Raw genomic sequence first — 12,560 nt, forward strand, 5'->3', positions numbered from 1 at the left:
CAGGTTCAACCAGCCGATCCGAACGCACGAACCCGGTTCATGACATCGTCCGGCACGTCGATCTCGCGCACCTTGATGTGACTGCCCGGAATCCGCACGCCGGCTTGCGCCAGCCTGGCGATCTGCGTGGCCAGGCGCGCTTCGAAATCGCTGGCGAACACATCGGCCTTCACGGCCATGACGAACAGCCCGACGCCCGGCGTCTCGCTCCCTCGCGCATAAGGCGGCGCGTCCATCGACCAGTTGGCGCCGGTCACGCCCGCGGCCAGGATCTCCATCATCATCGCGATGTTGGCGCCGCGTGCGCCGCCGAACGGCAACAGCAGGCCGCTGATCGCCGCGCGCGCGTCCGTGGTCGGCAAGCCTTGCCCGTCCACCGCCCACCCGTCGGGAATCGCCTCGCCCGTTTCCGCGGCCTTGCGTACGTTGACGAATGCGGTTGCGCTGGATGCCTGGTCGATCACGAACGGCCGCGCGTTCGCAACCGGCGCGGCGAACGACACCGGATTGGTTCCGAACACAGCCTTGCCGCTCTCCAGCGTGGTCATCTGCGCGGTCGCGTTGCAGGTGCCGAGCGCGACCAGGCCCGACTCCGCCAGCCTGCGCGTGTAGTAGCCGAGTTCGCCGACGGTGAAGCTGTTCGACACGGCCAGCGTGACGACGCCGTAAGTCTTCGCCCGGTCGACGAGTTCGTCGAACACGCGGTCATAGGCCAGTTGCGCGATTCCGCCGCACGCGTCGACCCGTACGGCGGCCGGGGCCGGAAAGCTCACCTCCGGCTCGGCACGCGTGGCAATCCTGCCCTTCGCGAAACCGTCCAGGTAATCCGGCAGGTGGGCAAAACCCACCGCCTTGCTGCCGGCCAGTTCAGCCGATATCACGGCCTCGGCGAGCGAATGCGCGATCGCATCGTTCGCGCCCACCGCCTTGATCGCGTCGCACGCCAGTTGCCGCGCCGCTTCACGCTCGTATTTCATCGTCTCGTCCCCAAATGCAATGGACGACCCGAGCCGTTTCGACGTGCCCGGGTCGCCCGCATGCCTGCCTGTCCTGCCGATCGACGGCCTGCCAGGCCGCCCCGTGTCATGCCCAGATGTCGCCCATCGTAAAGCCGTTGACGAACGGGTCGTCGGGATCGAGCACGTACGTGTTGTAGCCGTAGATCCACGAGCGGCCGGAGATCGTCGGCACGACAGCCTGGATGTCGCCGATGCTGGCCCGCTCGACGAGGTTGCCCGTGAACACGGTTCCCAGCACGCCTTCGTGCCGGAATGGCTGGTTCAGGTCCAGCTGGCCCTTGGCATGCAGGGTGGCCATCTTCGCGGACGTGCCCGTTCCGCACGGGCACCGGTCGACGGCGCCGGTCCACGTCGCCGGATTGTCGAAGTCGATTGCGCCGCTGGCCACCGTGACGACGTTCTTCCAGTCCGCATTCGGATTGTCCGTCGGACCGGACAGCTGCGCGATCGTGATGCCGTATCCCGGATAGTGCGGGTGCGCGACGGGCAACTGCTCCTGCGCGGCCTTCAGGATCAGCGCGGAGACCCGGGTGATTTCCCGGCCGTGCTCGGGCTTCAGTTCGAGGCCCTTGAACTGGCGAACGTCGGCAATCACGTAGAACATGCCGCCCCAGCCCACATCCACCGTGACCTTGCCGAGATGCGGCACGTCGATGACCTGCTCGATGTGGGCGGCAAACGCCGGCACGTTCCTGAAGGTGACCGACGTGACCTTGCCGTTGCTGCACTCCGCGCGGATACCGATCAGTCCCGCCGGCGCTTCGAGCTGGAACTCGGTCACGGGCTCCTGCATCGGGATCATCCCGGTTTCGAGCAGCACGGTTGCAACCGAAATGGTGTTGCCGCCGCTCATCACCGGATATTCGACCTGCTCCATGATGATGTAGCCCGCCGCCGCATCCGGGTGTTTTGCCGGCACCACCAGATTGCAGCAGAGCGGCGGATAGCCGCGCGGCTCCCGGAGCATCAGCATGCGGATCTGGTCGTCGTTCTGCTCGAGCCACTTCATCTGCTCGTAGACCGTGTTGCCCGGGATATGGGGAACGCCACCGGTGATCACGCGCATCGGCTCACCCGAGTGAGTCTCGACGGCATGGAAAGTGCGCTTGAAGGTCATGATCTTCCTGTTTGCCTACGTTCTCTACCGACAAGGATCGTGCTCGGCGTTGCGCGAGCGTGTCCGCGCACCGCGCAACGTCGCTCCCACGACCGGACGGCGCTGCTCCGTCCTGGTCATGGTCATCGATCCGATGAGGCAACATACTCCGGTCGAATGACCGGCCGATCTGATTTAGCCCGGGTTGTGCTGATCATAAGCGCCGCTTAGGCAACCGGCGCAAGGCACGATCGGCAGCGGCGCGAAGGTCCGCGGTCCGCCGCGGCGCAATCGGACGGGGAAGATCAGATGTCCTTCATCAACCGAAGCGCGTCGTGAATGGCCGCGTGCGTATTGCGCGCGGATACGGCGTCGCCGATCCGGAAGCGCGCGAACCGGCCATTCGGGTTTCGATCGACGGCCCGCGGCTTTCCTGCGACGAGGTCGTCGTAGTCGACCGCGCCGAGGTTGCGCGATTGCGGTTTCAGCGCGAAATAGAGTTCGTCGGACGGCACGGTTCGCCGCTGCAACGCCGCCCGGTCGACACGTCAAGCCCGAGTTCCGACTTCCGCCTCTTCGGCCGTCCAGCCTGCGACACGCTCGCTGAGCGTCAGCCCCAGCCCCGGACGCGTCGGCACGATCATCCTGCCGTCGCGCGTCTCGAGCCGTTCATTGAACAGCGGTTCGAGCCATTCGAAATGCTCGACCCACGGCTCGCGCGCATAGCACGCAGCGAGATGCACATGCAGTTCCATCGCGAAGTGCGGGGCCAGCATCAGTCCCGCATGATCGGCGAGTGTCGCCACCTTGAGGAACGGCGTGATGCCGCCCACGCGCGGCGCATCCGGCATCAGGTAATCGGCCGCGCGCAAGCGAATGAATTCCCAATGTTCGGACACGCTGGTCAGCATCTCGCCGGTCGCGATCGGCGTGTCGAACTGCGCGGCGAGTGCCGCATGACCTTCGGCGTCGTAGCAGTCGAGCGGCTCCTCGATCCAGACCAGGTTGAACTGCTCGAACGTGCGGCACATGCGCTGCGCGGTGGGCCGGTCCCACTGCTGGTTCGCATCGACCATCAACGGGAACGCGTCGCCCAGATGCTTGCGCACGGTCTGCACACGATGGATATCCAGCGCGCAATCCGGCTGGCCGACCTTGAGCTTGATGCCGCCGATGCCCTTCTCGCGCGACGCGTCCGTATTGATCAGCAACTGATCGAGCGGCGTATGCAGGAAACCGCCTGACGTGTTGTAGCAGCGCACCGAATCGCGGTGCGCGCCGAGCAACTTTGCCAGCGACAGGTTCGCCCGCTTCGCCTTCAAGTCCCACAGCGCGACGTCGAATGCACCGATCGCCTGCGCCGCCATCCCGCTGCGTCCGACCGACGCACCGGCCCACGCGAGCTTGTCCCACAGGCGCGCGATGTCGCTCGGGTCCTCGCCGATCAGCGTCGGCGCGATCTCCTTCGCGTGGGCGAACTGACCGGGGCCGCCCGCCCGCTTCGAGTAGCTGAAGCCGAGGCCCCGATGACCGTCGGCCGTTTCGATCTCGACGAACAGGATCGCGATTTCCGTCATCGGCTTCTGCCGCCCGGTCAGCACTTTGGCGTCGCTGATCGGGTTGGCCAGCGGCAGGAACGTCGACGCGACGCGAACCCACTTGATCCGGTCGTTCGACGCGGCGCAGACGAGGGAAGACGAGGTATTCATGGAGATGCCCTTTGGCGAGAGAAATTCGATACGTGAAGTCGTTCAGCTGCCGCGCGTCGGCTTCAGCGACACCGGCACGGCCCCGCCTTCAGCGCCAGCATCGGACTCGGCTGCAGGGTCCTCGATCCGCTCGAGCCTGCCGACGATGAACAGATACGAGAACGCGCCCAGCAGCGAGAGCGCCCCGACATACGTGAGCGCGACTTCGAACGTGCCGGTGCGCTTGATCATCCAGCCGATCGCAAGCGGCGTGACGATGCTCGCGAGATTGCCGCACAAATTGAAGATGCCGCCGCTGATACCCATCGCGTGCTTCGGCGACACGTCGCCGACGATGCACCACCCGAGGTTGCCGACGCCTTTCGCGAAGAACGCGATGGACATCACCAGGATGACGATCGTGGTCGAGTGCACGTAGTTCGCCGCGACGATCGTGCTGGACAGCACGAGACCGCTGATGATCGGCGTCTTGCGCGCGGCGGTGAGGCTGAAGCCGCGCTTGAGCATCCAGTCGGACCACAGCCCGCCGATCAGGCCGCCGACGCACCCGGCAATCGCGGGCACCGATGCGACGAGCCCGACCTTGAGGATCGACATGCCCTTCGCTTCGATCAGGTAGGTCGGAAACCAGGTGAGGAAGAACCACGTGATCGACGTGAGGCAGAACTGGCCGATATAGACGCCGATCATCATCCGGTTGGCCGCGATCGCGCCGACCTCGCGCCATTTGAACGGCCGCGGGCTGTCGCCCATCGTCGGCAGCCCGCCGCCGGAGGCGATGTAGTCGAGCTCCGCCGCATTCACGCGGTGGTCGCGCTGCGGCTCCCGTACCGACTTCAGCCACCAGAGCCCGATCAGCACCCCGACCGCCCCCGTCGTGAAGAACACGTAGTGCCAGCCCCAGCGGCTGACCGTATAGGTCATCACCGGCGTGAACACGGCCAGCGCGAAATACTGCGCGAGCTGGAAGATCGACGTCGCGAGCCCGCGCTCCGCGTTCGGAAACCACATCACCGTGAGCCGGCTGTTGCACGGGAACGCCGGCGACTCGGCCACCCCCATCAGGAATCGCAGTGCGAACAACGCCGCGAATGCGGACGCGAACAGGTGAACGTAGCCTTGCAGGAACGTGAGCGCCGACCACGCGATCAGGCTCGCGCCGAGCACGAGCCGCGCGCCGAAACGATCGAGAATCAGCCCGCCAGGAATCTGCAGCGCGGTGTAGGCCCAGCCAAACGCCGAGAATGCGATCCCCATCGTGAGCGCGTCGAAGCCCAGCTCGTGACGCATGCCGGGCGCCGCAATCGACAACGTCGCCCGGTCGACGTAGTTGAACACCGTGACGATGAAGATCATCGCGAGGATGAACCATCGGACGTTGGTTCGCCTGCCGGCGCGCTGGTCGGTTGCCACTGTCGTCTCCTTGATGTTCGTTGCATCTCGTGTTGGTGAACAGGATCATACAATGATTGCGCAATCATCATCGTTTACACCGACATTGGCGCCCGCGAGTTCCGGCCCCATTCCCGGCGACGACCGGCTTCATGCTCTAATGCCGATCTGGTGCCGGGCCCCGCCCGCCGTCACGGACGACATGGAAATAGCCCAACGCAGGACGCATGGAGATGGCAAGAAAGAACGAAAGCCGGTCGGCCGCCGGCGCAGACACGAGTGGAAGCGTGACGCTGATCGATGTGGCACGGGTCGCGGGCGTCGCGCCGATGACCGTGTCGCGTGCGCTCAATCGTCCGGAGCTGGTTCGCGGCGACACGCAGAAGAAGGTGCTCGATGCCGTTCGCGCGACCGGCTACGTACCCAACCTGCTCGCAGGCGGCCTCGCGAGCAATCGAAGCCGGCTCGTGGCCATCCTGCTGCCGACGATCGCGAACTCGATTTTCGCCGACACGGTCCAGGCAATCATGGACGGCCTGTCGACGTCGGGGTACCAGACGCTGCTCGGCCTGACCGCCTATTCGAAGGCGCGCGAAGAGGCGCTGGTCGAAGCGCTTCTCGGGCGAAGGCCCGACGGCATCGTGCTGGCGGGCACGAGCCATACGAGGGCGACGATCAAGCGGCTGTCGAAAGCGAACATTCCCGTCGTCGAAATCTGGGACCTGACCGATAAACCGATCGACATGATGATCGGGTTCTCGCACGAACAGGTCGGCGCCGGAGTCGCGCGCCATCTGGTCGGCAAGGGATACAAGCGCTTCGGCATCATCTCGGTCGACGATCCGCGCGGCTTGCGACGGTGCGAAAGCCTGAAGCTCGAGCTGGCCCGGCAAGGTATCGCGCCGCCCGCGTTCGAAATCCTGCCGGCGCCGGCGACCTTGCAGGCCGGTCGCGAGGGCCTCGGCAGGATGCTGGCCGCTGCATCGCCGGATGTGGTCGTCTGCAGCTCGGATACGCTCGCGCAAGGCGTGCTCGCCGAAGCTGCCAGCCGACGGCTCGATGTGCCGGGCGACATCGCGGTGATGGGTTTCGGCGATCTGTCGACCGCCGCGCACGTCTACCCGTCGTTGTCGACGGTGCGCGTCGACGGCAGGACGATCGGCATGAAGACGGCCGAGGCGCTGCTCGCGCGCTTCGCGGCGGATTCAAGGCCCGATGCGCCGAAGAGCAAGGTACGCATCGATACGGGTTTCACGATCATCGATCGGGACAGCGCGTGATATGCGTGAACGGCCGACGCGACACGCTTTATCGACGCTTCAGGCCGCCAGCCCCGCCGACGAAGCCCCCGGGACATCGGGATTGAACCGTGTCATGCAGTTCAGATCGAGCGCGCGAATCTGCTCGGTCATGAAGTCGACGAAGATGCGGATGCGCGTCGGCAGATGTTGCCGGCTCAGATAGCAGATGTAGTGGCCGCGATCCTCAGGCACATGCTTCGCCAGCGCGACGACCAGTTCGTTCGACGCGAGATGGTCGCGTATCTGGTAGCCAGCCATCTGCGCGATGCCCGACCCGTTCAGCACCGCGCGCAACACCAGATCCGTGTCGTTGAACGTGAGGCGCGACGTCGGCAGGTACTTTTGCACGCGGCCGTCGACATTGAACTCCCATTCGAAGACGCGACCGCTGGCAAAACGGAAATTGATGCACTTGTGCTGGCCGAGATCCTCCAGGCTCTTCGGGAGCCCGTGCCTGGCCACATACGACGGTGCCGCGCAGAGCGCCAACTGCATCGGAATCAGTTGCCGGGCAATGATGCTGGAGTCCTCGATGCGGCCATTGCGGAACGACACGTCGATCCGTTCCGACACCAGGTCGAGCGGCCGGTCGTCGAGCAACAGGTCGATGACGATGTCGGGGTAGGCCTCCGCGAACGTTTCCAGCAGCGGTGCGACGATCTTCCTGCCGAACCCCACCGCCGAGCTGATACGAATGAGGCCGCGCGGCGGCCCCTGTCGCAACTCAAGCATGTCGTTCATGGCTTCGACGATCTGTGCCACGCCCTGATGGCAGTTCTCGAAGAATCGCTGGCCTTCGCAAGTCAGTTCGGTCGTGCGCGTGGTCCGCTGGAACAGCCGCGTACTCAACTGCGCCTCCAGCTTCTGGACGTTCCGGCTCACGGCCGGCCGGCCGACGCCAAGCAGTTCGGCAGCCTTGGTGAAACTCCCCTCGCTCGCCACTGCGACGAATGCAAGGATGCCCGCATAGCTCGCACCGAAGCTCGCGGACAGTGCATCGGCGCGACCCGCCAGGTCGTGCCGAACGCCATGCTCCGATGGTTCCGATTGATTCATTTCCGCTGCCCCCAACGCATGCCGCTCATTCCGACTGTCCGTCGCCGGCCTGCGCCGGCGCACCGCCAAATGTGCGAACGCGAATCAGATTTCTGCGAGCCATTGGTCGAGACTGATGCGGCCAAGCCGCGCAGGCCCAAGCGGTACCAGCGATTTTTCCTCGACGCGACCACCGTAGTAACGTGCATCGCGATCGGTCACGACCGCGCGCGTGTCGCCGACCGACTTCAGATAGCGCGCGACGATCTCCGCGAACGGCGCGCGATCCGGGCCCGCGATCTCGACCGTGCCGTTCAGCGGCCCGGCGAGCGCGATTTGCGCGACGAGCGCCGACACGTCTTCCGCGGCGATCGGCTGAAACAGCCCATCACCGATCCGGACCGTGCCGTCTTGCGTGCCGAAATCCGCGATGCCGCCGATGAATTCCATGAATTGCGTCGCGCGCACGATCGTGTACGGCACGCCCGCCTCCTCGATCGCCTGTTCCTGCGCGACCTTGGCCGCGAAATAGCCGTTCTCCGGCATGCGGTCGCAGCCGACGATCGACAGCGCAACGTGATGGCGCACGCCCGCGGCCACCTCGGCCTTGCCGAGATTACGCGCCGACGTGCGGAAAAAGTCCAGCACCGCCTGCGGTTCCCACGACGGCGCATTCGCCACGTCCACGACGACGTCCGCGTCCGTCAATGCGTCGGTCAGGCCTTCGCCCGTGATGGTGTTGACGCCGGTGCGCGGCGATGCGGCCAGCGCCTGATGGCCCGCTTCCCCGAGCAGCGTGACGACCCGCGAGCCGATCAGGCCCGAACCGCCGATGACAACGATCTTCATCGCAAAATCTCCTGACGAATGGATTGCATTGGAATGCGAAGCGGATGTGACGGATACCGGATCCGGTGAAGGCGGCCATGACCGTCGCATCACGTGGCGCAATTGTGGAAGAATCATGTCCTATCCATAAGTGCCAAGAATCGTCGATCGGACTAGTCCATGCCATATCTGTTCGCGTTACCCGGGAGATCGCGATGTCCACGCAAACGCCCCCGCTGACCATCGAAATCGACCGGCACCACCAGTTGCCCGTCTATCTGCAGATTTGCGAGCGGTTCAGGGCCGCGATCGCCGCCGGTCACCTGCGCCCCGGCGATCGCGTGCCCGCGCTGCGCGGTCTGGCGACGCAACTGAACACGGCGCGCGGCACCGTCGAGCAGGCTTATACGATCCTGGTCGACGAGGGATACCTGCAAATGCGCGGCGCGGCGGGCACGTTCGTGTCGCCGTCCCTGCCGATCGCGCTGACCCGCGCGGCGCCCGCGCGAGGCGGCGCACCGGCGGCGCACGCCGAAGCCACCGGCCCCGCCGGCCCGCGCCAGGAGGCGGGCCTCTCGCGCGACGATCCGCCGCCACGGCGCCCGCAGCCGATCGCCGTCGCGATGAGCGGCGAGCCGCGCCCGCTGCAACCGGGGCTCCCCGCGCTCGATGCGTTCCCGCGCAAGGTCTGGCACCGGCTCGTGTCGCTGCGTGCGCGCAGCTGCGACCGCGCGCTGCTGGGCTACCCGAATCCGGCCGGTTACCGGCCGCTGCGCGAACACATCGCGACCTATCTGACCCTGTCGCGCGGCGTCACCTGCGTGCCGGAACAGGTGTTCGTCACCGGCGGCTACCGCGCGACGCTCGAACTCGTGCTGCGCAGCCTCGCACGCGCGAACGACCGTGTGTGGTTCGAGGATCCCGGCTATCTGCTCGCCCGCGGCTTCCTGTCCGAGACCGGCGTGCAACTCGTCCCGGTGCCGGTGGACGCCGACGGGATCGACGTCGGGCGCGGCCTGCAGCTGGACCCGCACGCGCGCTTCGCGCTCGTGACACCGTCGCATCAGAGCCCGCTCGGGCATACGCTGTCGCTTTCCCGTCGCATCGCTTTGCTGGACTGGGCCGAAAAGACGTCCGGCTGGATCGTCGAGGACGACTACGACAGCGAGTTTCGCTATCTCGGCCGTCCGCTGCCGGCGTTGAAGAGCCTCGACCGGCGGGATCACGTGATCTACTGCAGCACCTTCAGCAAGGCGATGTACCCCGGTTTGCGGCTCGCCTACGCGGTCGTGCCGGAACGCGCCGTGGAGCGCGTCGAACGCGTGGCATGCAGCATGAATGCCGGTTCGCCGACACTCCTGCAGGCGGCCCTGGCCGATTTCATCGAGCAGGGGCACTTTGCCCGGCATCTGAAGCGCATGCGCACGCTGTACGGCGAGCGCCGCATGCTGATCGTGCATGCGTTGCGGCAGGCGTTCGGCGAACGGCTGATCGTCGAATTGCCGGAGGGCGGCATTCAGTTCGCGGTGCGGTTCGCAGAGGGGCCCGACGGGCCGGTCGACGATGTGGCCGTTGCCGCGCGTGCCCGCGACGCGGGCATCGCGGTCCTGCCGCTATCGATCTGGTATTCGAACAGCCACACGGAGCAAACGCCGCGCGGGCTCATCATCGGGTTCGCGAACATCGCCGATGCGGACGAAGCGCGACGTCATGCCAAAACGCTGCGCGCCTGTCTGGATCGCTGACGCGCGACACCCGGCAACCGCGTGCATTGCATCAGTGCGCACCGGCGGCCGCCGCCACCGAGCGCCGCGTGAAAATTCGTGGCGGACCATCATGGCAGCGCTCGGATTGGTGTCCAACGGGAAACATACATTCGCCTTTGATGGCTATACCGTCGTCATTCGCGCTTCTCTAGCATGGAGGCATCTTTCTCCCGTAGACGAACCATCAATCGGGCCGTGCCGGAAGATTGCCGCATTCCTCATACGACAGTTCGCTCCACATCGTTTCTTGAAGACGCCATCTGCCCAGGCAGTGCAGCCCCGGTTGCAAGACGCTTCGACGAACGAATGACCGAGGGTCGGAGCGCGTCGTCGAACTCGAGCGTGCATCATGGATGACAAGAAGCTGCAGGCCCCTCCGCTTTCCCTCCTCGACAGGTATCGGGGCCGGGATTTTCAGCCGCTCTATACAACGAGCGTCACCGTCACCGGCGGCGAGACAGGACACGGCCGTGCTTCAGGCGTGGTCCGCTCGGACGATGGAAATCTCGCGGTCGATCTGCGCCTGCCCACCGAGTTCGGCGGGCCCGGCAACGGGACCAATCCGGAACAGTTGTTCGCGGCGGGCTTCGCCGCGTGCTTCCATGGTGCGCTGAACCTGCTCGAAAAACGCGCCGACCTGGAACTCACCGACACGGTCGTGGAGGTGCAGGTTTCGTTCGGCCGCGATCCCATGGACGGCGGCTATGCGTTGCTTGTCGATGTCCGGGTCCGGATGCCCGGTATCGATCGCGACATCGCGGAAGAGCTGGTTCGAACCGCGGAGCGCTTGTGTCCGTATGCCAAGATGGCCAGGCAAGGCACCGTCAATATCGTGACCGTCGTTGACTGACTCACCGCCGGTCGCGCGGCGGTGGCGTCTCGTGCATCGATAGCGTTTGCTGTCGCTGCCACGTGCCTGACCGCCCCCGCCGCGCATCGCGCGACACGTGCGGGGGCGCCGGCAGGTCAGTCGGAGGAGACCTGCGGCTTGCCTGCCGCCAACGCCTCGGCGCGATTCGGCGCCGGCGGATAGATCCACTGCGTGTTGATCATCTGCTTGCGCGCCTTTCCTTCGGCATGCGTCAGTTTGATCTGACGGTCCCAGCCTTCCGAGTAAACAGCACCCCATTCGCCCAGGTCGACGCAGGTTGCATAGAACGGCTGCGTGTATTCCAGCGTCGGCACACCAATCAAGTCCGCGGCGACGTTGTGCCCGCCGAATTGCCCCATCACGATCGCGTGCTGGCACGACATCAAGGCATAGTTCCCGTCATGGTCGCTCCGCGCGCGTGCCACATCGCCCGCCACGAACACATGCGGTGCTTCGGCGACACGAAGATCAGGCGTGACCTCGACACGTCCGAGCGGGTCGAGATGCGAGGAGACTTGCGCCGTCAGCGGGCTGGCATGCATACCGCCTGCCCAGATCACGGTCATGGCTTCGATATGCGTGCCCGACGCGGTGCGAACGCCGTCCGCCCCCACCGACACGACGCGCGATCCGAGTACGGCCTCGACGCCCAGCGCGTCGAAGGCTTCAGCGACGTAAGGCCGAGGATTGGGGCCGAGATCGGGGCCGATCTCGCCCTGCGCACCGATCACGACAACGCGAATCGCCGCGTCCGGGCCGAACCGCTCGCGCAATCGCCTCGGCAATTCGGTGGCGACCTCGATACCCGTAAAGCCGCAGCCGACGACCGCGACGGTATTGCGTGCCGGCGAATCCGGAAGTTTGGCCAGCGCCGCGAAGTGCGCATCGAGCGCCACCGCGTCCTCGATACGATCGACCGAGAACGCGTGATCAGCCAGCCCCGGCACCGGCGGCCGGCTCAATTTGCTGCCGCTGGTCAACAACAGCCTGTCGTACGAGAGCAAGCGCTTTTGGCCGCTGGCGCAAGCCACACTGACCGTCTTCTCGTCGACTGCAATCTCTTCGACGCTGCCCTCGAGAAATTTCACGCCGACGGCGTCGAGCAGCGGCAGCAGCGGCGCGGCCATTTGCTGCGGCTCGCTTTCGTACAGCCGCGGCCGGATCTGCAATTCCGGTTTCGGCGAGATCAACGTGATTTCAACGTCGCCGCTCGTCACACCGGCACCATCCAGCACGCGAGCCGCGCCTAGTGCGCCCCACACGCCGGCGAAGCCGGCACCCACTATCAGGATTTTCTGCGACATGATGATTGCCCTCGGTTGGTGAATTGCGATGTCGACGGATGCCAGCTGCAAGTCGAACAGGCAAAAGGAAAACGTCGTCGTGCGAAGTCATCGTAGGTCGACGCGGCATTGCGCAGTAGATCCTCAAGCGTGCTCACGATGTTGCCTCTTGCGCACCAATCGACCCCATCCCGGCCGAATCGATCGCAGGCATGATGCGTGACGAAAGATCGCGCGCGACCAACGCGCGCTATTCGTCA

At 65.5% G+C, this 12,560-nt stretch carries 12 protein-coding genes; 4 read left to right on the top strand and 8 right to left on the bottom strand.

Annotated features, from left to right (window positions below):
- Positions 1-5: 5 nt before the first annotated feature.
- Both DIE23_RS10060 and DIE23_RS10065 read right to left on the bottom strand, forming a co-directional pair.
- Positions 6-977 carry an Ldh family oxidoreductase gene (locus DIE23_RS10060; protein WP_124611977.1) on the bottom strand — a complete coding sequence of 324 codons (972 nt, stop codon included), beginning with the start codon at positions 975-977 and terminating at the stop codon, positions 6-8.
- A 106-nt stretch (positions 978-1,083) separates the two neighbouring features.
- Positions 1,084-2,136 (bottom strand): proline racemase family protein, encoded by a 1,053-nt coding sequence (locus DIE23_RS10065; RefSeq protein ID WP_124611978.1) that lies wholly within the window; start codon positions 2,134-2,136, stop codon positions 1,084-1,086.
- Here DIE23_RS10065 and DIE23_RS39470 point away from each other — a divergent pair.
- Complete coding sequence (locus DIE23_RS39470) at positions 2,126-2,296, top strand: hypothetical protein (protein WP_185646417.1); 171 nt, start codon at positions 2,126-2,128, stop codon at positions 2,294-2,296. The two genes, DIE23_RS10065 and DIE23_RS39470, sit on opposite strands and share 11 nt — an antisense overlap.
- Positions 2,297-2,420: 124 nt before the next feature.
- Here the strand turns inward: DIE23_RS39470 and DIE23_RS10070 are convergent, their stop codons facing one another.
- Genes DIE23_RS10070 through DIE23_RS10080 form a run of 3 tightly spaced genes read right to left on the bottom strand, consistent with a single transcriptional unit; the run spans position 2,421 to position 5,237 of the window.
- On the bottom strand, positions 2,421-2,630 hold the full coding sequence (locus DIE23_RS10070; RefSeq protein WP_311767813.1) for a hypothetical protein: 210 nt from the start codon (positions 2,628-2,630) through the stop codon (positions 2,421-2,423).
- A 33-nt stretch (positions 2,631-2,663) separates the two neighbouring features.
- Positions 2,664-3,824: an L-talarate/galactarate dehydratase gene (locus DIE23_RS10075; RefSeq protein ID WP_124611979.1), complete on the bottom strand. Its 1,161-nt coding sequence runs from the start codon at positions 3,822-3,824 to the stop codon at positions 2,664-2,666.
- Positions 3,825-3,866: 42 nt separating this feature from the next.
- Positions 3,867-5,237 (bottom strand): MFS transporter, encoded by a 1,371-nt coding sequence (locus DIE23_RS10080; RefSeq protein WP_185646418.1) that lies wholly within the window; start codon positions 5,235-5,237, stop codon positions 3,867-3,869.
- A 212-nt stretch (positions 5,238-5,449) separates the two neighbouring features.
- On the opposite strand from DIE23_RS10080, the gene DIE23_RS10085 reads away from it, so the two are divergent.
- Entirely contained in the window at positions 5,450-6,496 is a 1,047-nt protein-coding gene (locus DIE23_RS10085) for a LacI family DNA-binding transcriptional regulator (RefSeq protein ID WP_124611980.1), read from the top strand.
- Positions 6,497-6,535: 39 nt separating this feature from the next.
- Here DIE23_RS10085 and DIE23_RS10090 read toward each other — a convergent pair whose 3' ends face one another.
- Together DIE23_RS10090 and DIE23_RS10095 are read right to left on the bottom strand one after the other, a co-directional pair.
- Positions 6,536-7,573: a LysR family transcriptional regulator gene (locus tag DIE23_RS10090; protein WP_124612017.1), complete on the bottom strand. Its 1,038-nt coding sequence runs from the start codon at positions 7,571-7,573 to the stop codon at positions 6,536-6,538.
- A gap of 84 nt (positions 7,574-7,657) precedes the next feature.
- Positions 7,658-8,401, bottom strand: coding sequence for an SDR family oxidoreductase (locus tag DIE23_RS10095; protein WP_124611981.1), 744 nt, complete (start codon positions 8,399-8,401; stop codon positions 7,658-7,660).
- 194 nt (positions 8,402-8,595) lie between these two features.
- Between DIE23_RS10095 and DIE23_RS10100 the strand changes: the two genes are divergently transcribed.
- The gene (locus tag DIE23_RS10100; RefSeq protein ID WP_124611982.1) at positions 8,596-10,125 is read left to right on the top strand and encodes a PLP-dependent aminotransferase family protein; all 1,530 of its coding nucleotides are present in this window, start codon (positions 8,596-8,598) and stop codon (positions 10,123-10,125) included.
- Between the two features lie 370 nt (positions 10,126-10,495).
- A complete protein-coding gene (locus tag DIE23_RS10105) occupies positions 10,496-10,996 on the top strand; it encodes an Ohr family peroxiredoxin (RefSeq protein WP_124611983.1) in 501 nt (166 codons plus the stop codon).
- A gap of 116 nt (positions 10,997-11,112) precedes the next feature.
- On the opposite strand, the gene DIE23_RS10110 is transcribed toward DIE23_RS10105, so the two are convergent.
- The gene (locus tag DIE23_RS10110; protein ID WP_124611984.1) at positions 11,113-12,321 is read right to left on the bottom strand and encodes an NAD(P)/FAD-dependent oxidoreductase; all 1,209 of its coding nucleotides are present in this window, start codon (positions 12,319-12,321) and stop codon (positions 11,113-11,115) included.
- Positions 12,322-12,560 lie beyond the last annotated feature (239 nt).

The sequence above is a fragment of the Burkholderia sp. Bp9143 genome (assembly GCF_003853645.1).
Taxonomy (GTDB): domain Bacteria; phylum Pseudomonadota; class Gammaproteobacteria; order Burkholderiales; family Burkholderiaceae; genus Burkholderia.

What these genes read in the sequence shown, in the direction of transcription:
- DIE23_RS10060 (WP_124611977.1), bottom strand. Translation starts at nt 977, where the DNA reads ATGAAATACGAGCGTGAAGCGGCGCGGCAACTGGCGTGCGACGCGATC.
- DIE23_RS10065 (WP_124611978.1), bottom strand. Translation starts at nt 2,136, where the DNA reads ATGACCTTCAAGCGCACTTTCCATGCCGTCGAGACTCACTCGGGTGAG.
- DIE23_RS10075 (WP_124611979.1), bottom strand. Translation starts at nt 3,824, where the DNA reads ATGAATACCTCGTCTTCCCTCGTCTGCGCCGCGTCGAACGACCGGATC.
- DIE23_RS10085 (WP_124611980.1), top strand. Translation starts at nt 5,450, where the DNA reads ATGGCAAGAAAGAACGAAAGCCGGTCGGCCGCCGGCGCAGACACGAGT.
- DIE23_RS10090 (WP_124612017.1), bottom strand. Translation starts at nt 7,573, where the DNA reads ATGAATCAATCGGAACCATCGGAGCATGGCGTTCGGCACGACCTGGCG.
- DIE23_RS10095 (WP_124611981.1), bottom strand. Translation starts at nt 8,401, where the DNA reads ATGAAGATCGTTGTCATCGGCGGTTCGGGCCTGATCGGCTCGCGGGTC.
- DIE23_RS10100 (WP_124611982.1), top strand. Translation starts at nt 8,596, where the DNA reads ATGTCCACGCAAACGCCCCCGCTGACCATCGAAATCGACCGGCACCAC.
- DIE23_RS10105 (WP_124611983.1), top strand. Translation starts at nt 10,496, where the DNA reads ATGGATGACAAGAAGCTGCAGGCCCCTCCGCTTTCCCTCCTCGACAGG.
- DIE23_RS10110 (WP_124611984.1), bottom strand. Translation starts at nt 12,321, where the DNA reads ATGTCGCAGAAAATCCTGATAGTGGGTGCCGGCTTCGCCGGCGTGTGG.